At 59.8% G+C, this 19975-nt stretch carries 19 protein-coding genes; 3 read left to right on the forward strand and 16 right to left on the reverse strand.

Going from position 1 to position 19975, the window contains the following annotated elements:
• Positions 1-136: 136 nt before the first annotated feature.
• Positions 137-508 (forward strand): hypothetical protein, encoded by a 372-nt coding sequence (locus IGW03_RS04685; RefSeq protein ID WP_194721367.1) that lies wholly within the window; start codon positions 137-139, stop codon positions 506-508.
• A 15-nt stretch (positions 509-523) separates the two neighbouring features.
• Here IGW03_RS04685 and IGW03_RS04690 read toward each other — a convergent pair whose 3' ends face one another.
• From IGW03_RS04690 to rpsB, 16 genes are all read right to left on the reverse strand, one after another.
• Complete coding sequence (locus tag IGW03_RS04690) at positions 524-1312, reverse strand: TrmH family RNA methyltransferase (protein ID WP_194721368.1); 789 nt, start codon at positions 1310-1312, stop codon at positions 524-526.
• A gap of 1 nt (position 1313) precedes the next feature.
• Positions 1314-1934 carry a ribonuclease HII gene (gene rnhB, locus IGW03_RS04695; RefSeq protein WP_194721369.1) on the reverse strand — a complete coding sequence of 207 codons (621 nt, stop codon included), beginning with the start codon at positions 1932-1934 and terminating at the stop codon, positions 1314-1316.
• On the reverse strand, positions 1921-3069 hold the full coding sequence (lpxB, locus tag IGW03_RS04700; protein WP_194721681.1) for a lipid-A-disaccharide synthase: 1149 nt from the start codon (positions 3067-3069) through the stop codon (positions 1921-1923). The genes rnhB and lpxB overlap by 14 nt, the downstream gene beginning before the upstream one ends.
• A gap of 13 nt (positions 3070-3082) precedes the next feature.
• A complete protein-coding gene (lpxA, locus tag IGW03_RS04705) occupies positions 3083-3871 on the reverse strand; it encodes an acyl-ACP--UDP-N-acetylglucosamine O-acyltransferase (protein ID WP_194721370.1) in 789 nt (262 codons plus the stop codon).
• The gene (gene fabZ / locus IGW03_RS04710) at positions 3871-4341 is read right to left on the reverse strand and encodes a 3-hydroxyacyl-ACP dehydratase FabZ (RefSeq protein WP_194721682.1); all 471 of its coding nucleotides are present in this window, start codon (positions 4339-4341) and stop codon (positions 3871-3873) included. Before fabZ ends, lpxA begins: the two co-directional genes overlap by 1 nt.
• Before the next feature lie 20 nt (positions 4342-4361).
• A complete protein-coding gene (gene lpxD, locus IGW03_RS04715; RefSeq protein WP_194721371.1) occupies positions 4362-5411 on the reverse strand; it encodes a UDP-3-O-(3-hydroxymyristoyl)glucosamine N-acyltransferase in 1050 nt (349 codons plus the stop codon).
• 170 nt (positions 5412-5581) lie between these two features.
• Positions 5582-6088 (reverse strand): OmpH/Skp family outer membrane protein, encoded by a 507-nt coding sequence (locus IGW03_RS04720; RefSeq protein WP_194721372.1) that lies wholly within the window; start codon positions 6086-6088, stop codon positions 5582-5584.
• 55 nt (positions 6089-6143) lie between these two features.
• Complete coding sequence (gene bamA, locus IGW03_RS04725) at positions 6144-8483, reverse strand: outer membrane protein assembly factor BamA (RefSeq protein WP_194721373.1); 2340 nt, start codon at positions 8481-8483, stop codon at positions 6144-6146.
• Between the two features lie 57 nt (positions 8484-8540).
• Complete coding sequence (rseP, locus tag IGW03_RS04730; protein WP_194721374.1) at positions 8541-9908, reverse strand: RIP metalloprotease RseP; 1368 nt, start codon at positions 9906-9908, stop codon at positions 8541-8543.
• Positions 9909-9926: 18 nt separating this feature from the next.
• On the reverse strand, positions 9927-11096 hold the full coding sequence (gene ispC, locus IGW03_RS04735; RefSeq protein ID WP_194721375.1) for a 1-deoxy-D-xylulose-5-phosphate reductoisomerase: 1170 nt from the start codon (positions 11094-11096) through the stop codon (positions 9927-9929).
• Between the two features lie 21 nt (positions 11097-11117).
• Entirely contained in the window at positions 11118-11936 is an 819-nt protein-coding gene (locus IGW03_RS04740) for a phosphatidate cytidylyltransferase (RefSeq protein WP_194721376.1), read from the reverse strand.
• Positions 11936-12694, reverse strand: coding sequence for a polyprenyl diphosphate synthase (gene uppS / locus IGW03_RS04745; RefSeq protein WP_194721377.1), 759 nt, complete (start codon positions 12692-12694; stop codon positions 11936-11938). The genes IGW03_RS04740 and uppS overlap by 1 nt, the downstream gene beginning before the upstream one ends.
• A 205-nt stretch (positions 12695-12899) precedes the next feature.
• Entirely contained in the window at positions 12900-13460 is a 561-nt protein-coding gene (gene frr / locus IGW03_RS04750) for a ribosome recycling factor (protein ID WP_194721378.1), read from the reverse strand.
• A gap of 35 nt (positions 13461-13495) precedes the next feature.
• Complete coding sequence (gene pyrH, locus IGW03_RS04755; protein ID WP_194721379.1) at positions 13496-14212, reverse strand: UMP kinase; 717 nt, start codon at positions 14210-14212, stop codon at positions 13496-13498.
• Positions 14213-14523: 311 nt separating this feature from the next.
• Entirely contained in the window at positions 14524-15405 is an 882-nt protein-coding gene (gene tsf / locus IGW03_RS04760; protein ID WP_194721380.1) for a translation elongation factor Ts, read from the reverse strand.
• Between the two features lie 127 nt (positions 15406-15532).
• On the reverse strand, positions 15533-16282 hold the full coding sequence (gene rpsB / locus IGW03_RS04765; protein ID WP_194721381.1) for a 30S ribosomal protein S2: 750 nt from the start codon (positions 16280-16282) through the stop codon (positions 15533-15535).
• A 288-nt stretch (positions 16283-16570) separates the two neighbouring features.
• Between rpsB and map the strand changes: the two genes are divergently transcribed.
• Both map and IGW03_RS04775 read left to right on the forward strand, forming a co-directional pair.
• Positions 16571-17404 (forward strand): type I methionyl aminopeptidase, encoded by an 834-nt coding sequence (map, locus tag IGW03_RS04770; RefSeq protein WP_194721382.1) that lies wholly within the window; start codon positions 16571-16573, stop codon positions 17402-17404.
• A gap of 2 nt (positions 17405-17406) precedes the next feature.
• Positions 17407-19959 carry a [protein-PII] uridylyltransferase gene (locus IGW03_RS04775; protein WP_194721383.1) on the forward strand — a complete coding sequence of 851 codons (2553 nt, stop codon included), beginning with the start codon at positions 17407-17409 and terminating at the stop codon, positions 19957-19959.
• Positions 19960-19975 lie beyond the last annotated feature (16 nt).

Raw genomic sequence — 19975 nt, forward strand, 5'->3', positions numbered from 1 at the left:
TGCCCATGGCCGCGCGAGGCGCAAGCTGCCTCGCGCGGCCTTTTCGCTTCGAAAAAATATTTTGCGTCGCAAAAAGGAAACTTACGCCAAACTTACAGATCAACTATAACGAAAGTACGGATCAGAAGGGGGTCATATGGATCTGGTACTCATAGAGATAGTGCTGTGGGTGGGTCTGCTGTTTTTTTTCTGGGCGCTCAAGGAAGGCCTGGGTCAAGTCGAGTCGGATATCGAAGCCTTGAGCCTCGCCCGTCAGGGCCGCGGCATGAACCACGGCATGCAGCCGTTGAGTTTTCATAAGGCGGAGCGGGTAGCCGAGCCCATCGGCTCTTATGGCGATACCCAGATATATCGCTATGCGGTAATACAGGGAAGAACCTATCAGTTCGACCGTGTCTGCCCCATGGAGAGCGGCGCTTCGATAGACGCCGATGAACGCTGCCTGGCACCGGGCCTTGTTTATCAGGAATGCAGCGACTGCGGCCAGGTGCCGCTGACCGGCACCTGATGCGAGAACCGAGGATCAGCGCAGGGTTTTCTGCCTGACCTGCTCGAAGAAGCAGATGGCGGCGCTTGCCGCCACATTTAGCGATTCCACTTTTCCCAGATGCGGTATGGCGACTCTATGCGTGGCGCTGGCGAGCAGCTGGTCCGACACGCCCTGGCCTTCATGGCCGAACAGCCAGGCGACCGGGCCGCTCAGATCCATGTCGAAGACACGCTGGCTTGCATGGGAACTCGTGGCAAGTACCGGCACGCTTGCGTCGGCAAGCAGGGCCTGCAGATCGACATTCTCGAAAATCTTGAGCAGAAAGTGGGCTCCCATACCCGCTCTTAACACTTTGGGCGACCACGCGAAAACCGTTCCCTTGCTGCAGAAAACGTGATTGATGCCAGCCGCCGCCGCACTGCGCAGGATTGACCCCATGTTTCCGGGGTCCTGCAGATTGTCGAGCAGGACGGCAGACATGTTCAGCCGGCCCGGCATTTCCAAATGCGGCGTCTCCGCCACGAACAGCACCCCTACTCCGCTTTCTACCTGGCTGATTGCCTGATACAGCGCGTCGGGCAGCATTACGCAGTGTACGCGGCGGCTCTCGCAGCGTACGAGCAAGGCTTCCACTTCTCCTCCCTGACGCGCGCTTTCGCTGATGACGCAGAGCGAGGGCGGTCCGACCTGATCGAGATAAACTTCGCACAGATGCACGCCGTCGAGCAGCGTGCGGCCCGCTTTCCTGCGCGCCTGCGAACTGGACGCCAGCAGCTTGATTTCCTTGTAGAGCGGATTGTCGCGCGATGTAATGCTTTTCATGTCAGGCCTTGACCTCTTGCCCGAGCAGCTCGCGCACCGGCGCATAGGAGCGCCGGTGTACCGGTGATACGCCATGCAGGCGCAGGCGCTCCAGATGCAGTGCCGTCGGGTATCCCTTGTGCCGGTCGAAACCGTACATCGGGTATTGCTGGTGAAGATGCATCAGCGAGGCATCGCGCGCGGTCTTGGCCAGAATGGAAGCGGCCGAGATGGCGGCCACCTTGTCGTCGCCCTTGACGATCGCTTCCGAGCGGATCTGCATGACCGGACAGCGATTGCCGTCGATAAGCGCCAATGTCGGTGCTACCTGCAGTCCTTCGACGGCACGGCGCATCGCCAGCATGGATGCGTGCAGGATGTTCAGCTCGTCGATCTCGGCTTCGGTGCAGTATGCAATCGCCCACGCCAGTGCATTGCTCTTGATCTCTTCCGCCAGGGCATCGCGCCGCGCTTCGCTGAGCTTCTTGGAATCGCGCAGTCCGGACACCGGCCGTGCCGGGTCGAGAATGACGGCGGCGGCATAGACAGCGCCGGCAAGCGGACCGCGTCCCGCTTCGTCGACGCCGCAGATGATTTCATTGGCATTGTCGAAGAGAGAAAGGCTGATGTCATCGTGCTTCATGTGCCCGCTCCGAAAACCCGATCAGTCTCAATACCGCCTCCGCGCTTTCCTTGGCGCTGTCACGCAGCAGGGAATGATGCATGTCGGTGAAGCGCTGCCAAAGGCGCTCGCGATATCCGGCATCGTCGAGCTGCCTGCCCAATGCGTCGGCCAGCGCCTGGGGCGTGGCCGCATCCTGCAGCAGTTCCGGCACGACGAACTCCCGCTCCAGGATATTCGGCAAGCCGATCCACGGCTGATATCCCATGTGCCGCAGGATTTCCCATGACGCGCGCATCATCTTGTAGGCGATGACCATGGGTTTCTTGAACAATGCGACTTCCAGCGTTGCCGTGCCTGAGGCCACGAGGACTGCATCCGCCGCAGCAATCGCCGCATGTGACTTGCCCGGAACGATTTCCAGCGGCACGTCGCCGAGCCCGGCGCTGGCCACCAGCGAACGGAAATAGTTTTGCTGGCGCTCTCCCGCCATGGGCACGACAAAGCGTATCGATGGATCCCGGCGATGCAGGATGCGCGCCGCCTCGATGAAAGCCGCCGTGTTGTACTTGAGTTCCGACAGTCGGCTGCCGGGAAGAATGGCGACCACGGGCGCACTGGCCGGAAGATCAAGCTCGGTCCGCGCGGTCGATACATCTGGCACCATAGGAATGACTTCGGCAAGCGGATAGCCGACATACGTTACCGGGATGCCCGCCTTGCGGTAGATTTCCTCTTCGAACGGAAACACCACTAGCATGTGGGACACTGCGCGCGCGATCTTCTTGATGCGCCCGCCCCGCCAGGCCCAGATCGACGGGCTGATGAAATGCATGGTCGGGATACCGGCCTGGCGCAGCTGGGCCTCCAGACCGAAATTGAAATCCGGCGCATCGACGCCGATGAAGGCGGCCGGCCTTTCCGCCAGCAATTGATCGCGCAAAGAGTTTTGAATGCCCTTGATCTCGCGGTAATGCGCAAGTACCTCGAACAGACCGCGCACCGACAGCTTCTCCATCGGCCAGTCACTGCGGAAACCGTACTCGGCCATGCGGGCGCCGCCGATCCCATGAATGTCGGCTTGCGGCAGATGCGGCCGCAAGCCGGACAGCAGGCGGCTGGCAAGCAGGTCGCCGGAGCTTTCTCCGGCCACCATGGCGAGCGACAGCTTATCGGACGATGCCACGGGTGGTCGTATCCAGAAATTCACGCAGCTGGCGCAGATGCTGCGCCGACGACGGCGACAGCGCTTCGGCCTCGGCGAGCGCGGTCTTGGCTGCTTCAAGGGTCAGGCCGGACTTGTAGATCAGCTTGTAGGCATTGCGCAGATCATTGATCTGCTCGCGGGTGAAGCCCCTGCGCTTGAGCCCTTCGATATTGATGCCGTGCGGCTCGGCCGGATTCCCCGACAGCAGCACGAACGGCGGTACATCCTGCGTCAGGCTGGTGTTCATGCCGACAAAGGCATGGTCGCCGATCTTGCAGAATTGATGAACGGCCGCAAAACCGCTCAGAATGACCCAGTCGCCGACGTGAACATGCCCTGCGAGCGAGGCATTGTTGGAAAACACCGTGTTGTTGCCGACGCGGCAGTCATGGGCCAGATGCACATAGGCCAGCATGAGATTGTCGTTGCCGAGCGAGGTGATGCCTTCATCCTGTGCCGTGCCGAGGTTGAAGGTGCAGAATTCCCGGACCGTGTTGCGATCGCCGATCACCAGCCGGGTCGGCTCGCCGGCATATTTCTTGTCCTGCGGCGGACCGCCGATCGAGGAAAACTGGAAGAAGCGGTTGTCGGTACCGATCGTGGTATGGCCGTCGATCACGACATGCGGACCGACATGGGTACGCGCGCCGATCTTCACATTCGGCCCGATGATGGAATAGGCGCCAATCTCGACCGTGTCGTCCAGCTCCGCTTTCGGATCGACGATGGCGGTAGGATGGATGATCGTCATTACTGCCCCGCTGGCTGGCTCGCGTCGGTGGCACTGCGCATGGTGCACATCAGTTCGGCTTCCACCGCAACCTGGCCGTCCACCGTGGCTTGCGCCTTGTACTTCCAGATGCCGCGCGCGGTGCGCAGGATTTCAACCTGCATCCGGAGCTGGTCGCCCGGCTCCACCGGGCGCTTGAAGCGTGCGCCGTCGATGCCGACGAAATACACGACGCTGCTGTCGTCCGGCTTCTGTCCCATGGTAAGGAAGGAGAGCAAGGCTGCGGTCTGCGCCAGCGCTTCGATCATCAGCACACCCGGCATCACGGGCTTGTGCGGGAAATGGCCGTTGAAGAACTCTTCATTGACGGTCACATTCTTGATCGCGGTGATCGATTTTCCGGACTCCCACTCCAGCACCCGATCAACCAGCAGCAGCGGATAGCGATGCGGCAGGTATTGCTTGATCTGGTTGATGTCGAGCGTTTTCATGACTTCTTGCGTTTCCATTATTACTTGTCTTTTGTAAGCGTTTTGATGGTTTTTTCCAGCTCGCGGATTTTCTCACGCATTGTTCCCAGATTGCGCACGATGGCTGCGGTTTTTTCCCAATCGGCATTTTTTGCCAACGGGTAAAAACCGGTATATTGCCCCGGTTCGAGGATGGAACGGGAGACCATGCTGCCGGATGACACATGCACATTATCGACGATGGTCAAGTGCCCAAGTACCATGGCGGCGCCGCCGAAGGTGCAGTACTTGCCGATTTTCGCGCTGCCGGCCACGCCCACGCAGCCGGCCATGGCGGTGTGAGCGCCGATATGGCAATTGTGTCCGATCTGGATCTGGTTATCGAGCTTGACACCGTCCTCGATGACCGTGTCGCTCAGTGCTCCGCGATCGATGCTGGTGTTTGCACCGATTTCAACGTCGTCGCCGATGTTCACCCCTCCGGTCTGCGGAATCTTCACCCAGGCGCCGTTCTCCTTGGCGAAGCCGAAACCGTCGGCGCCGATGACCGCGCCCGAATGAACGATGCCGTTGCGTCCGATACGGCAGCCCGCATGGAAGCTGACATTGGCATGGAAATGCGTGCCCTCGCCGACCACGGCATTCCTGCCGACGAAACTTCCCGCGTCGATGACGACGCCGGCGGCGATACGCGCGCCCGCATCGATGGTGACATGCGGACCGATGGTTGCAGCCGGATCCACCTGAGCCTCGGGGTGCACGCTCGCGGTGGGGTGAACTCCCGGCTCGGGCACGATTCTGGATTGTTCGACGAAGAGCTGCGCGACCCGGGCGAAATAGGCGTAGGGATTGTTCGTGACGATGCGGGCGCCGCCGTAGGCATGCTGCAGCTCGTCGTGATCCACCGGTGAAAGGATAAGCGCGGATGCCTTCGTCTGCGCCGCAGCCGAGCGCAGTTTCGAATTCGACAGGAAGGTGATATGGGATGCGTCGGCGGTATCGAGCGGCGCGATGCCGGATACCTCAATGTCCGCATCTCCGAACAGTTGGCCTCCCAGGCGTTCGACCAGCATGCTCAGCCGATAGCTCATTGCGGCCCTCTTGTGATGATGGAAAGGTGATTCGACCGGGTTGGCCTGGAGATGATCCCGTGACTTGAACAGCGCGTCACTGTCGGCCCGACCCGGCGGGCTGCGGCAAAACCAGCTGCCATGCATTGCCCATGGTTAATTGCGCAGCGATAAGTGCGCGGATGCGGCGATTACTTGTTCAGTGCCTTCAGCACCTTGTCGGTGATGTCGATGCGCGGGCTGGCATAAACCGCTTCCTGGAAAACGATGTCGTACTTTTCCGATTCGGCGATCTGCTTGATCACCTTGTTGGTACGCTCCAGGACGATGGCCAGCTCTTCATTGCGGCGCTGGTTCAGGTCTTCGCGGAATTCCCGCTGCTTGCGCTGGAAATCCTTGTCCAGATCCGAGAGTTCGCGCTGGCGCTTAAGGCGATCGGATTCGGGAAGGATCGCCGTGTCCTTGTCGAGCCGGTCGGACATGGACTTCAGCCGTGCCGCCATCTCCTGCAATTCCTTCTCGCGCCTGGAAAATTCCTGTTCGATTTTTGCCTGGGCAGCCTTGGCAGGCGCGGCTTCGCGGAAAATGCGCTCGGTACTGACGAATCCCACGCGGGACTCCTGCGCCTGCACGCCGGCCAGCGGGAGCGTCAGCGCCGCAAATACCGCGATGCGCCCGAGCAGTGCTGAAATTGTCATTGGAAACTTCAAGATCGTTCTCCGCAAATCAAATTACTATTATGCCACTAGTGCGTTAGAACCCGGTTCCGAGCTGGAACTGGAAGCTTTGCTTGCGATCGTCTTCCTTCTTGTTCAGAGGTACGCCGAAGCTCAGCTTCAGGGGGCCGATCGGCGACACCCAGCTGATGCCCGCACCCACCGAATAACGCAGATCCGACACCTGGAACTTGGCGCCTTCCGCGTAGACGTTGCCGGCGTCGAAGAAGGTGAACCAGCGCAAGGTGCGGTCGTTGCCTGAACCCGGGAACGGGAATTGCAATTCCACGTTCGCGATGATACGGGACGCGCCGCCCAGCGGGTCGCCATTGGACGCTTTCGGGCCAAGCGATGAACCTTCGTAGCCTCGTACCGAGCCGATGCCGCCCGCATAGAAATTCTTGAAGATCGGATAAGGCTTGCCGCCAAGGCCGCGTCCGTAGTCGATCTCGCCGTTCAACGCCAGCGTGATCGCGCGCAGGATGGGTGTGAAATACTGGTGCTGATAGACTGCGCGATAGTATTTCAGGCTGCCGGTCGGCGCGACTTCAAAGTTGACCCGCTGATAGCGGCCGGTGGTCGGGACCAGCGCACTGTCACGGTTGTCGCGCTGCCAGGCCGCCGTCAGCGGGAAACTGGTCGTGGTCGCTTCAGTGCCGTTTCCGAAATCCTGAACATAGCGCTTGTAGAGCTCCGGGCTGTCGTTGAAGCCGGGTACGCCGGTATAGGTCGTCACCTGAGTACGTTCGACGCCGGCGCCGAAGAACACGGTATCGACCTCAGAGAACGGAACGCCGAACTTGACGTTGGCACCGGTGGTCTTGACGACATAGTCACCGGTATTGACTTCCGGCGGACGTGTCGTGCGCAGGAAGACTTCATAGCTGCGGCTGACGCCGTCATCCGTGAAATACGGTGTGGACTGGGTCAGCGCAATGGTACGGTTGCGGCGGCTGGTGTTGACGTCGACGCCGAGCGTATTGCCGCTGCCGAAGGCATTGGCCTGCTGGATCGAGCCGGTCAGCATCACTTTCTCGCTGCTTGAGAAACCGGCGCCGAGGAGGATGTTACCTGTCGGCTTTTCCTTCACCGACATGTTGAGATCGACCTGGTCGGTCGTACCGGGCACCTCGGGCGTTTCGATGCCGACTTCCGTGAAATAGCCGAGACGGTCAACCCTGTCCCGAGACAGGCGGATTTTTTCGCCGTCGTACCAGGAATCCTCGAACTGGCGGAATTCGCGCCGGACGACTTCGTCGCGCGTCTTCGTGTTGCCTGCAATATTGATGCGGCGCACATAGACCCGCTTGCCCGGATCGATCAGGACGGTGAAGCTTACTTCCCGCTTCTCGCGGTTGATATCGGGATTGGCGTTGACGTTCGCAAAGGCATAGCCGAAATTGCCCATGCGTTCGGTGATCTTCTTCACGCTCTCGGCCAGCTTTTCGCCGGAGTAGACATCACCGGGCTGGAGCTGCACCAGGGACCTCAGTTCACCCTCGCGCCCCAGCATTTCGCCTTCGAGCTTGACGCCTGAAACCGTGTACTTCTCACCTTCGTTGATGTTGATGGTGATGTAGATGTCTTTCTTGTCGGGCGTGATGGAAACCTGGGTCGACTCGACCTGCATCTCCAGATAGCCGCGATTCAGATAATAGGAACGAAGCGCCTCGATGTCACCGGTCAGCTTCTGCTTCGAATACTGATCGGCCTTGGTATACCAGGTGAACCAGCCGGGCGTGCGCAGATTGAGGAGGCTCAGCAGTTCCTTTTCCGAGAAGGCTTTGTTTCCGATGATATTGATCTGCTTGATGCGGGTGACTTCGCCTTCGTCGACGGCAAAGCTGATGTTGACGCGATTGCGTTCGATCGGCGTGACTGTGGTGGTGATCTGAACGCCGTACAGGCCGCGCGACAGATACTGGCGCTTGAGTTCCTGCTCGGCGCGATCAACCAGCGCGCGGTCGAAGATACGGGATTCACCGAGGCCGATGTCCTTGAGCGCCTTGGTTAGCTGGTCCTTTTCGAATTCCTTGGTGCCCGAAAAATCGACGCCGGCAATTGCCGGCCTTTCCTCGATCATGACGACCAGCACGTCTCCTTCGACTTCGATCCGCACATCCTTGAAGAAGCCGGTCGCGTACAGCGCCTTGATCGCCGCCGCACCCTTCTCGTCAGTGTAGGTCTCGCCGACGCGCACCGGCAGATAGCTGAATACGGTGCCCGCCTCGGTGCGCTGAATGCCTTCGACGCGGATATCCTTGACCGTGAAAGGATCGACGGCCCATGCGCTGCCTGCGCAAAGGGCGAATGCAGCGAAGGCGATGAGACGACGGGGGAAAAATGACTGGGAAAGGCGCTCGGATTGTAATTTCATCGGGTATTTTGTAATCAAACTCCCCGCCGATGCGCCTATGGGCAGACCAGCCGGGACTCAGGACATAAGCCGCACAATGTCGTTGAAGACGGCTACTGCCATCAACGTCATCAGAATGCCCACTCCTGCACGCTGGGCCATCTCTCCGAACCGCTCTGGTAAAGCGCGTCCGGTCAAAAGTTCCAGCGAATAATACATTAAAAGCCCCCCGTCTAACACCGGTATCGGGAGCAGGTTCATCACGCCCAGGCTGATGCTGATGAACGCGATGAAGGTGAGATAGCTGATGATGCCGATGCGGGCGGTCTGCCCGGCATAGTCGGCAATTGTGATCGGACCTGTGATGTTCTTCCAGGAAACTTCACCGATGAGCATTTTACCAAGCATTTTGAGTGTCAGTACGCTTGTATCCCAAGTCTTGGCAACCGCCCGGCCCAAGGCGGCGACAGGCGCATCGCCCGTTACCACCATTTCGGGCGCCAGCGGCACCTCGACCTGGATGCGGCCAACGGTTTGATTGTTGCGGTTGACGGTTTCGGGCGTCACTGTAGCGCTGAATTCCTGTCCGTTGCGAAGGCCGCTCAGGTTCAACGCCTGCCCGGGAGATGACCGCACCAGTTCGACGAAGGCCAGTCCGTCCGTCACCGCGTTGCCGTTGACGGCTGTGATCAGGTCGCCTTCACGCAGGCCGGCGCGCGTCGCCGGTCCGCCTTCGACGATCCGCCCGAGGACGGCTTTCGGACGTGCAAGGTCCAGGCCGAGCTTGGCGAGGAAATCTCCCTCGAGATCCGATGTTTGCAGCCCGTCCAGGCGCAGATTCATGGATTCGTTCAGCGAACCTTTCGGGTCGGCCGGATTGGGGCGCTGCACTTCGAGACGGACAGGATTTTTTTCCAGTGCAAGCTGCAGGATCTTCCAGCGCATGTCGGACCAGTTCCTGACCGGCTCGCCATTGATGGCGGTCACGAGCTCTCCGCCACGCAAGCCTGCCTGATAGGCTGCGGTGGCTGGAGCAACTTCCCTGAGGCGGGCGGTGGGCTCGGGCATGCCGTAGGTGTAAAGTCCCGCAAAGACGGCGATCGCCAGCAGGAAATTGGCAAGCGGACCGGCCGCGACGATGGCAATACGTTTCCAGACCGACTGGCGCGTGAACTCGCGCTTCAGGTCTTCCGGAGGCAAGGCGCTGATGTCCTGCTCACGCGCATCGAGCATCTTGACGTAACCGCCGAACGGCAGCATGGACACGGCCCATTCCGTCTGATCGGGACCGAAGCGCCGCGAACAGACGATCTTTCCCATGCCGACGGAAAAGCGCAGCACCTTGACGCCGCACCAGCGCGCCACCCAATAATGCCCGAGTTCATGAACCACAACCAGAACCGCGAGGGCCACAAGAAAAGCAAGCACTGTTTGCAGCAGACTCATACTGACCGCCTATGGAATCTATGAAATGTAAGATCGAGCGAGTGCTCTCGCCCGCAGGTCCTGTTCGATAAGCGCTTCGATGTCGGACATCTCGTCATGGGGAAGTTCGTTCATGACACGGCAGATGGTCCGGGCTATCGTCCGAAATCCGATTTCCCCGTCCAGAAATGCTTGGACCGCAACCTCGTTGGCCGCGTTCAGTATCGCCGGCGCGGTACCGCCGGCAGTGAGCGCGTCGTAGGCCAGCTTCAGGCAAGGGAAGCGTTCGAAGTCGGGACGCTGGAATGCCAGCTGACCGATGAGGACGAGATCCAGCGGTTCCACGCCGGAGGCAACGCGTTCCGGGTAGGCCAGGGCATGCGCAATCGGCGTGCGCATATCAGGATTGCCCAGTTGCGCCAGCACCGACCCGTCGACGTAGGACACCATGGAATGAATTACGCTCTGGGGATGAATCACGACCTCGATGCGGTCGGCCGGCGCACCGAACAGCCAGTGCGCCTCGATGACTTCGAGGCCCTTGTTCATCATGGTGGCGGAATCCACGGAAATCTTGCGCCCCATGACCCAGTTCGGATGCGCCACCGCTTCTTCCGGCGTGACATTTTCCAGGGTTTCGACTGCCCGGTTCAGGAAGGGGCCGCCCGAGGCGGTCAGAAGTATCTTGGCGACGCCGTGCTGCTCCGGCACCCGCTGGTAGGAATGCGGCAGGCACTGGAAAATCGCATTGTGTTCGCTGTCGATGGGAAGCAGCGTCGCGCCGCTTTCCGACACGGCATCCATGAGCAGCCTGCCGGACATGACCAGCGCTTCCTTGTTTGCGAGAAGCACTTTCTTCCCGGCCTTTGCAGCTGCCATCGTGGGTGCCAATCCTGCCGCACCGACGATCGCGGCCATGACCGTATCGCACCCCGATGCACTGGCGACCGCGCAGAGGTCTGTCTCCCCATGGCCGATGTCGATTTTCAATCCGTTGGCATCGAGCAGCTTCGACAGGCGCAGCGCCGCATCGGCATTGCCGACGACGGCGACCTGCGGCCGGAACCGCAGGCACTGTTCCGCCAGTTCTTCGACGCGCTGGTGAGCGGTCAGTGCATACACCCGGTAGCGGTCGGGGTGGCGTTCAACCACGTCCAGTGTTGAAGCGCCAATGGAGCCGGTCGCGCCGAGTATTGTGATGTGCTGCATGCTGCCTTACCTGTATAGAAGCTAAAGCCAGGAACCGAACAATACTGCCAGCGGCAGTGTCGGTATCAGGGCATCGATCCGGTCCAGTACGCCGCCGTGGCCCGGAAGAAGATTGCTGCTGTCCTTCATGCCGGCGCGGCGCTTGAGCTGCGACTCGAACAAGTCGCCGGCGATGCTGAAGGCCACGATGACGGTCATGACGATACTGAAGCCGCCCCACCCCCAGCGCGCCAGGATCTGCGCGGCGAACGTGCCTTGGAGCGCAGGATGCATTGTCGATGCGCCGGCGATGACCAGCACCGCGATCCAGCCGCCAATGGCGCCCTCCCAGGATTTACCCGGTGAAATCGATGGCGCGAGCTTGCGCTTGCCGAAGGCCTTGCCGGCGAAATAGGCGCCGATATCGGCGATCCAGATCAGGGCCATCACTGACAGGAGATAGAGCGGGGATTGCTGGAACAGCGCGATGATGGCGATGAAGCAGGCAAGAATGGCAATGCCGTAGATGCCGTTCAGCAGCCGGCTTCCCAGCGCTTCGATCGGCGGCAAGCCGATCTTCAGCGATGGAATCAGGCGGATGAGCCAGATGGCTGCGCTCAGCATGAAGAGCAGCCGGGCGGTCGCGGCATTCCCTGTGTAAAGCAGATAGAGGAATACCGCGGTCCAGACGGCCGCACCGACGACCGGCTGGCGGCTATGGAAAAGCCGGAAGCTTTCCCATGATGCGGCAGCGAAAAATGCCGCAACTACCAGCGCGAAAAACAGGAAGGACTTTGAATACAGTACGGAAAGCAATACCGCCAGCAACACGACCGCGGTAATAACTCGCGTCCTCAGCATCAGGATGCCTTCTTCTGCTCGATCAACTGTGCGCTGGTGCGCCCGAAACGGCGCTCGCGTTGCTGGTAGGACGCCACGGCGGCGTCGAGCGCTGCGCCATCGAAGTCCGGCCAGTAGGTTTCCGTGAAATAGAATTCGGTATAGGCAAGCTGCCAGAGCAGGAAGTTGGAGATGCGTTCCTCCCCGCCGGTGCGGATGAAGAGGTCAGGTTCCGGAGCGTACGCCATGGAAAGGTGTTCGGACAGCTGTTCCTCGGTGAAGTCAGTGACTCCGGGATTGGCCGCCGTCATCTTGTTGACAGCCTGCATGATGTCCCAGCGGCCGCCGTAGTTGGCGCAGATGGTAACAGTCAGCCGCGAATTGTTTGCCGTGCGGCGCTCTGCGTTGGCAATCAGCTGGCGCAGCTTCGCATCGAAGCGGCTGAGATCGCCGACGACCTTGAGCCGAATGTCGTTCGCGTGCATCTTGGCGACTTCCCGCTCCAGCGCCGTCACGAACAGGCGCATCAGCAGCGACACTTCCTCCGCAGGACGACGCCAGTTTTCCGAGCTGAATGCGAACAGCGTCAGATATTCGATGCCACGTTCAACGCAGGCTTCCACGATGGTGCGCACGGCTTCCACGCCTTTGGCATGTCCTGCGACGCGAGGCAGGAAGCGTCTGGTGGCCCAGCGCCCGTTTCCGTCCATGATGATGGCGACGTGCTTCGGCACGATGGACACTTCGGGTACTGCTTGCGTTGAGCTTTTATAGGTCATGTAATGGCTTAAGCGAAATAAGTTTGGTTATAACGAATGGCCGGCGAAGCAAACTGCAACTTCCTCCCCGAACCGTCCATCGCCGCTGGCGCCCTGCTTTTGCCGACACCGGCAAAATCCGGCATGGCACCGTCGCCTCCACCTCATGTCTTCCGCCATTGCGCAGAAGCCCATGAGGCTTGCCGCCTTGACCGCAACTGCAAATTTATACGGTCAGCAGTTCTTTTTCTTTTTCTGCAATCAGCTTGTCGACTTCCGCGACAAACTTGTCAGTCAGTTTCTGTACATCGTCCTGCGCGCGGCGCTCATCGTCTTCCGAGCAGGCCTTGTCCTTCAACAGCTTCTTCAGCGCCTCGTTGGAGTCGCGGCGAATATTGCGAATCGCCACCTTGGAATCTTCGCCCTCGCCCTTGACGAGCTTGACGATTTCCTTGCGGCGCTCTTCGGTCAGCGGCGGTGTCGGAACGCGGATCAGATCGCCCTGCGTGGAGGGATTGAGCCCGAGATCGGACTCGCGGATCGCCTTCTCGATCACCGCGACCATTTTCTTTTCCCAAGGCTGAACACCGATGGTGCGGGCGTCGATCAGGGTGACATTGGCAACCTGACTGATCTGCGTCGGCGATCCGTAATAATCGACCTGGATGTGATCGAGAATACCCACGTGCGCACGGCCGGTGCGAACCTTGGCGAGATCGGCCTTCAACGTCTCGATCGATTTTTGCATTTTTTGTTCGGCATTCTTTTTGACGTCAACGACTGTCATGCTGCTCTCCTCAGTTGCAACGAGTAAGACTCGATTTATACGTGAACCAATGTCCCCTCGTCATCGCCCATGATCACGTTTTTCAGGGCGCCCGGTTTAACGATGGAAAACACCTTGATCGGCAGTTTTTGATCGCGGCAGAGCGCGAAGGCAGTCGCATCCATGACTTGCAGGTGCTTGGCAATCGCCTCGTCGAAGGTGATGGTCGAATACCGCGTCGCATTGCGGTCCTTGTTGGGATCCGCGCTGTAGACGCCGTCGACCTTGGTGGCTTTCAGCACGATCTCCGCGCCGATCTCCGATCCGCGCAGCGCTGCTGCGGTATCGGTCGTGAAGAACGGGTTGCCGGTTCCGGCTGCGAAGACCACAACCTTTCCTTCTTCAAGATACTGCAGCGCTTTCGGGCGAACATAGGGCTCGACGACCTGCTCGATGCTGATCGCCGACATGACGCGCGCCGTAATGCCTACCTGGCGCATGGCATCAGCCAGCGCAAGCGAGTTCATCACGGTTGCCAGCATGCCCATGTAGTCTGCGGTTGCACGGTCCATGCCCTGTGCACCCGGCGCGACGCCACGAAAGATGTTGCCGCCACCAATCACGATTGCCAGTTCCACTCCCAGCCTTGCCACTTCGGCTACGTCCGCCACCATGCGCTCGATGGTTGAACGGTTGATGCCGTAGGCATCATCGCCCATCAACGCTTCACCCGAGAGTTTGAGGAGGACGCGCTTGTAAGCTGGTTTTGTCATGGGCTTGGACTCCTAATCATTGTCCGATTCAAGATGAAATCATTCCGTTTCCGGAGATCATCTTCGAAAAGCCTTCATGAAGCTCCAGATTAGATGAAATCCGGCGGTACGGGGGTGCTTTACTATTGACGAAACTTAAATCAATGTCATTTGGCAATAAAACGAGGTCTCGTCCTACTGCAGACGGCTCAATTGCACGCCTTCCATTGATGTCGGATCTCGGTCAAGAGATTGAAACTGCAGGTGAACATTATGATATCGGCTCACCTACAAAAACGGGCCTTTCGGCCCGTTTTTTATTGCGCTGCTGCTTAGGCTTGCTTCGCCGCAGCAACCTGTGCGGCGACTTCGGCTGCGAAATCGTCCTGCTTCTTTTCAATGCCTTCGCCGACGACGAACATGGTGAAGGACTTGACCGACGCATTCGACGCTTTCAGCATCTGCTCGACGGTCTGCTTGTCGTTCTTGACGAACGGCTGGTCGAACAGCGATACCTCTTTCAGGTACTTCTGAACCGTGCCTTCGACCATCTTGGCAACGATATCAGCAGGCTTGCCGGATTCGGCAGCCTTTTGCGTCGCGATCGAACGCTCCTTTTCGATCAGGTCCGCGGGCACGTCTTTCGACGACAGCGCCACAGGCTTCATCGCCGCGATGTGCATGGCGACGTCCTTGCCGACCTGCTCGTCCGCGCCGTCGAATTCAACGATGACGCCGATGCGGGTGCCGTGCAGATAGGAAACCAGCTTGGAACCCGTTTCGTAACGCTTGAAGCGGCGGAACGACATGTTTTCGCCGATCTTACCGACCAGCGCTGCGCGCACTTCATCCAGAGTCTTGCCGTCGACCGGCAGAGCGGACAGGGCCGCGACGTCGGCGGGGTTCTTTTCTGCAACCAGCTTCGCCGCGGTATTGGCCAGGGCGATGAAATCGTCGTTCTTGGTGACGAAGTCGGTTTCGCAGTTGACTTCAACCAGCGCGCCGACGCCGCCGGAGATAAATGCCGTGACCACGCCTTCCGCAGTGATACGGGAAGCCGCCTTGGAAGCCTTGCTGCCCAGCTTCACGCGCAGGATTTCTTCCGCGCGTGCCAGATCGCCTTCTGCTTCGGTCAGTGCCTTCTTGCACTCCATCATCGGCGCGTCGGTTTTCGCGCGCAGTTCGCCTACCATCGCTGCGGTAATTGCCGCCATGTCATTCTCCTCAATTCAATAAGCGTCTATGCGACGCGTTCAATCACAATACGTTCAGCACGGGTACAAAAAAGGGGCGAACGACAGTTGCCCCCTTTTGGATTGCCCGACACATCAGGCGCAGGGCTTATGCCTGCTCGTTGACCTCAACGAATTCGTCGCTGCCACCCTTGACGGCTTCCAGCACTTCGTTGGTTGCGTTGGCACGGCCTTCGAGGATCGCGTCAGCAACGCCGCGTGCGTACAGCGCGATTGCCTTGGAAGAGTCATCGTTGCCCGGGATGACGTAGGTAACGCCTTCCGGGGAATGGTTGGTATCGACCACGCCGATGACGGGGATGCCGAGCTTTGCAGCCTCGGTGATGGCGCCCTTGTGGTAGCCGACGTCGATCACGAAGATAGCGTCAGGAATGCCGCCCATTTCCTTGATGCCGCCGATGGACTTCTGCAGCTTTTCCATCTCGCGGGAGAACATCAGCGCTTCCTTCTTGCTCAGCTTTTCGATGGAACCGTCTTCGATTGTGGCTTCCATGTCCTTCAGGCGCTTGAGGGAGGTCTTGATGGTCTTGAAGTTGGTCAGCATGCCGCCGAGCCAGCGCTGGTCGACGTAAGGCATGCCTGCGCGCTGGGCCTCAGCCGCGAGGATGTCGCGAGCCTGGCGCTTGGTGCCGACGAACAGGATGGTGCCGCGGTTGGAGGCCAACTGGCGAATGTACTTCATCGCCTCCTGGTACATGCCCAGGGTCTTTTCCAGGTTGACGATATGAATCTTGTTGCGATGGCCGAAGATATAGGGAGCCATCTTGGGGTTCCAGAAGCGGGTCTGGTGACCGAAATGGACACCTGCTTCCAGCATTTCGCGCATAGTAACGGACATGAGAATTTCTCCAGGGTTAGGTCTGGAATCCGGCCAGTGACTTCATGAGCCGCATCCGGGTAAATACGGATGACGGCCAGTGAAGCACCCTTTGCGACCGGATTCGCGATTTCCAAAAAGTCGAAGGTCAGCTCGTACACAAATCAAGCTAACCCGAGATTCTACCCCAATTTTCCCGAACTATTCAAGCTGCTCTGCAGCCGGATTCCGGCGAAGCTTTGTCGGCTCGTCTATAATTTCGCATCGACCATCATCAATTGTTTGCGCTTTTGCGCAGTCTGGCTAGCTATGGGCTCCATTACGATCAAAACCGAAGAAGATATCAAGGGCATGCGCATCGCTGGCCGACTCGCCGCCGAAGTGCTTGATTTCATTGCGCCGCATGTCAAGCCCGGGATCACCACCGGTGAACTGGACCGCCTTTGCCATGATTACATGACAAATGTGCAAGGCTGCGTCCCCGCTCCGCTGAATTATTGCCCTCCCGGCTACACGCCGTTTCCCAAGTCCATCTGCACCTCGGTCAACGACGTCGTCTGCCACGGCATTCCCGGCGACAAGGTGCTCAAGAGCGGCGACGTCGTCAACATCGACATCACCGTCATCAAGGACGGGTATCACGGCGATACCAGCCGCATGTTCTTCGTCGGCGAACCCTCCATCCTCGCCAAGCGGCTGGCCGAGATCACCTACGACTGCATGTGGCTGGGCATCTCTAAGATCAAGCCCGGTGCGCATCTCGGCGACATCGGCCATGTCATCCAGCAGTATGCGGAAAAGGCCGGTTACAGCGTGGTCCGGGAATTTTGCGGCCACGGCATCGGCAAGGTCTTCCACGAAGAGCCGCAGGTACTGCATTACGGCCGGCCGGGAACGCTGGACAAGCTGGTTCCGGGCATGATCTTTACGGTCGAGCCGATGATCAATGCCGGCAAGCGCGATATCCGCGAGATGGGCGACGGCTGGACCATCAAAACCAAGGACCGCAGCCTGTCGGCGCAATGGGAACACACGGTGCTCGTCACCGAAACGGGCTATGAAGTGCTGACGGTTTCCGCCGGCATGCCGCCGCCGCCGGCCTTCATTACAGGAGCGGGTGCGTCCAGCACAGTCACGGCCTGAGCATGGTTTCTCTCGCACTGGCGCTCAAGGAGCAGCTGAAGACCGAACGGCAGGCGGCGATGGCGGCGTTCAACGAACACCGCAAGCCCGAGAAGCTGCTGGCCTGCCTGCGCCAGGATGTCGATGCCGCGCTGATCCGCGCATGGAACACGATCGCCCTTCCTTCCAGCGCGGCGCTGGTTGCCGTCGGCGGGTACGGGCGCGGGGAGCTTTTCCCTCATTCCGACGTGGATGTCCTGGTCCTGCTGGAATCGGCGCCCGATCCTGCGCTGCGGGAAAAGCTGGAAGAACTGGTCCAGCTGTTCTGGGATATCGGTCTCGAGATTGGCCACAGCATACGCACCATCGACGAATGCCTGACGGAATCCGAAGCCGACATCACCGTGCAGACCAGTCTGCTCGAAGCGCGCCTGGTGACCGGAAACCGCAAGCTCTTCCACTTCCTGCAGGATCGATTCAATGCCGCAATGAATCCTCAGGCCTTCTTTCAGGCAAAGACCCTGGAAATGCGGCAGCGGCATGTGAAATATGAAGACACGCCGTACAGCCTCGAGCCGAACTGCAAGGAAAGCCCGGGCGGCCTGCGCGATCTGCAGGTCATCCTCTGGGTCGCCAAGGCGGCCGGCCTGGGCGATTCCTGGCGCAAGCTCGCCGAACGCGGCCTGATCACGCAAACCGAAGCTCGCCAGCTGACGCAGAAGGAACGCGCCTTCAAGGACATCCGGATCCGGCTGCATATCCATACCGGGCGGCGCGAAGACCGGCTGGTATTCGACGTGCAGACGCCGATCGCCGAAACCTTCGGCTTCCAGACCACCGAGACCCGGCGTGCCAGCGAATACCTGATGCAGCATTACTACTGGGCGGCCAAGGCGGTCACGCAGCTCAACACCATCCTGCTGCAGAACATCGAAGCCCAGCTGTTTCCCCAGCCGGCGAATGCCCAGCCGATCAACGAACGCTTCAATGCAGTCAACGGCCTGATCGATATCGCACAGGACGACACCTTTGAAGTCACTCCGTCGGCAATGCTGGAAGTGTTCCTGCTGCTCGCCCAGCATTCGGAACTGCAAGGCATGACCGCACGCACCCTGCGCGCGCTCTGGCATGCACGCTTCCGCATCGACAGCGAGTTCCGCCGCGATCCTGCGAACCGGGCGCTGTTCCTGAAAATCATTCAGGCGCCCAAGGGCATCACCCACGCGCTGCGGGGCATGAACCAGACCAGCATCCTGGGCCGCTACCTGCCCAATTTCAGGCGCATCATCGGGCAGATGCAGCATGACCTGTTCCATGTCTACACCGTAGACCAGCATATCCTGATGGTGGTGCGCAACGTGCGGCGCTTCACGATGACGGAGCATGCCCACGAATATCCGTTCTGCAGCCAGCTGATGGCGAATTTCGCCCAGCCGTGGCTGCTGTACATCGCCGCCCTCTTCCACGATATCGCCAAGGGCCGCGGCGGCGACCATTCGCAGCTCGGCATGGCCGACGCCCGCAAGTTCTGCCGCGATCACGGCTTGTCGAGGGAAGACACCGAACTCGTGGTCTTCCTGGTGGAACATCACCTGTCGATGTCGCAGGTCGCCCAGAAGCAGGACTTGTCGGACCCCGACGTGATCCGCAACTTCGCCGGCGTGGTCAAGGATGAACGCCACCTGACGGCTCTCTATCTGCTGACGGTGGCCGACATCCGCGGCACCAGTCCCAAGGTCTGGAATGCATGGAAAGGCAAGCTGCTGGAAGATTTGTACCGGATGACCCTGCGCGTGCTCGGCGGCGAGGATCCTTCCACGGAACACGAACTCAAGAACCGCCAGGATGCGGCGCTGAAGACGCTGCGCCTCTACGGCCTGCCTGAAAACGCCCACGAACGCCTGTGGAAACAGCTGGACGTCGGCTATTTCCTGCGGCATGACGCCGCCGACATCGCCTGGCAGACGCGCTCGCTGTACAACAAGACCGACAGCGCCACGCCCGTCGTCAAATGCCGCCTTGCGCCCATCGGCGAAGGCGTGCAGGTCGCCGTCTACGTCAAGGACCAGCCGGACCTGTTTGCCCGCATCTGCAGCTACTTCGACCGCAAGAATTTCAGCATCCTGGATGCGAAGATCCATACCACCCGCAACGGCTATGCGCTCGATACCTTCCTGGTCACCGAGCCTGCATTTGCCAACAGCTACCGCGACATCATCAGCCTGATCGAACACGAACTGACCGAACTCCTGCAGGCCCGCGCTGAACTGCCGCCGCCTACCGTCGGCCGCCTGTCACGCCTGTCGCGCACCTTCCCGATCACCCCGACGGTGGACCTGCGCCCCGACGAGCGGGGCCAGTACTACCTGCTGTCGGTGTCGGCCAATGACCGCAACGGCCTGCTGTATTCCATCGCCAATGTGCTCGCCAAGTATCGGATCAATCTGCATACGGCCAAGATCATGACGCTCGGCGAACGGGTCGAAGACGTGTTTCTGGTCGACGGTCCCGTGCTCAACAACGCGCGCAGCCAGATTCAGCTCGAGCGCGACCTGCTCGACGCGCTGCGCATATAGCCATTCACTCTTTTGT

The sequence above is a fragment of the Noviherbaspirillum malthae genome (assembly GCF_015352985.1).
Taxonomy (GTDB): domain Bacteria; phylum Pseudomonadota; class Gammaproteobacteria; order Burkholderiales; family Burkholderiaceae_D; genus Noviherbaspirillum; species Noviherbaspirillum malthae.

What these genes read in the sequence shown, in the direction of transcription:
- IGW03_RS04685 (WP_194721367.1), top strand. Translation starts at nt 137, where the DNA reads ATGGATCTGGTACTCATAGAGATAGTGCTGTGGGTGGGTCTGCTGTTT.
- IGW03_RS04690 (WP_194721368.1), bottom strand. Translation starts at nt 1,312, where the DNA reads ATGAAAAGCATTACATCGCGCGACAATCCGCTCTACAAGGAAATCAAG.
- rnhB (WP_194721369.1), bottom strand. Translation starts at nt 1,934, where the DNA reads ATGAAGCACGATGACATCAGCCTTTCTCTCTTCGACAATGCCAATGAA.
- lpxB (WP_194721681.1), bottom strand. Translation starts at nt 3,069, where the DNA reads ATGGTGGCCGGAGAAAGCTCCGGCGACCTGCTTGCCAGCCGCCTGCTG.
- lpxA (WP_194721370.1), bottom strand. Translation starts at nt 3,871, where the DNA reads ATGACGATCATCCATCCTACCGCCATCGTCGATCCGAAAGCGGAGCTG.
- fabZ (WP_194721682.1), bottom strand. Translation starts at nt 4,341, where the DNA reads ATGAAAACGCTCGACATCAACCAGATCAAGCAATACCTGCCGCATCGC.
- lpxD (WP_194721371.1), bottom strand. Translation starts at nt 5,411, where the DNA reads ATGAGCTATCGGCTGAGCATGCTGGTCGAACGCCTGGGAGGCCAACTG.
- IGW03_RS04720 (WP_194721372.1), bottom strand. Translation starts at nt 6,088, where the DNA reads ATGACAATTTCAGCACTGCTCGGGCGCATCGCGGTATTTGCGGCGCTG.
- bamA (WP_194721373.1), bottom strand. Translation starts at nt 8,483, where the DNA reads ATGAAATTACAATCCGAGCGCCTTTCCCAGTCATTTTTCCCCCGTCGT.
- rseP (WP_194721374.1), bottom strand. Translation starts at nt 9,908, where the DNA reads ATGAGTCTGCTGCAAACAGTGCTTGCTTTTCTTGTGGCCCTCGCGGTT.
- ispC (WP_194721375.1), bottom strand. Translation starts at nt 11,096, where the DNA reads ATGCAGCACATCACAATACTCGGCGCGACCGGCTCCATTGGCGCTTCA.
- IGW03_RS04740 (WP_194721376.1), bottom strand. Translation starts at nt 11,936, where the DNA reads ATGCTGAGGACGCGAGTTATTACCGCGGTCGTGTTGCTGGCGGTATTG.
- uppS (WP_194721377.1), bottom strand. Translation starts at nt 12,694, where the DNA reads ATGACCTATAAAAGCTCAACGCAAGCAGTACCCGAAGTGTCCATCGTG.
- frr (WP_194721378.1), bottom strand. Translation starts at nt 13,460, where the DNA reads ATGACAGTCGTTGACGTCAAAAAGAATGCCGAACAAAAAATGCAAAAA.
- pyrH (WP_194721379.1), bottom strand. Translation starts at nt 14,212, where the DNA reads ATGACAAAACCAGCTTACAAGCGCGTCCTCCTCAAACTCTCGGGTGAA.
- tsf (WP_194721380.1), bottom strand. Translation starts at nt 15,405, where the DNA reads ATGGCGGCAATTACCGCAGCGATGGTAGGCGAACTGCGCGCGAAAACC.
- rpsB (WP_194721381.1), bottom strand. Translation starts at nt 16,282, where the DNA reads ATGTCCGTTACTATGCGCGAAATGCTGGAAGCAGGTGTCCATTTCGGT.
- map (WP_194721382.1), top strand. Translation starts at nt 16,571, where the DNA reads ATGGGCTCCATTACGATCAAAACCGAAGAAGATATCAAGGGCATGCGC.
- IGW03_RS04775 (WP_194721383.1), top strand. Translation starts at nt 17,407, where the DNA reads ATGGTTTCTCTCGCACTGGCGCTCAAGGAGCAGCTGAAGACCGAACGG.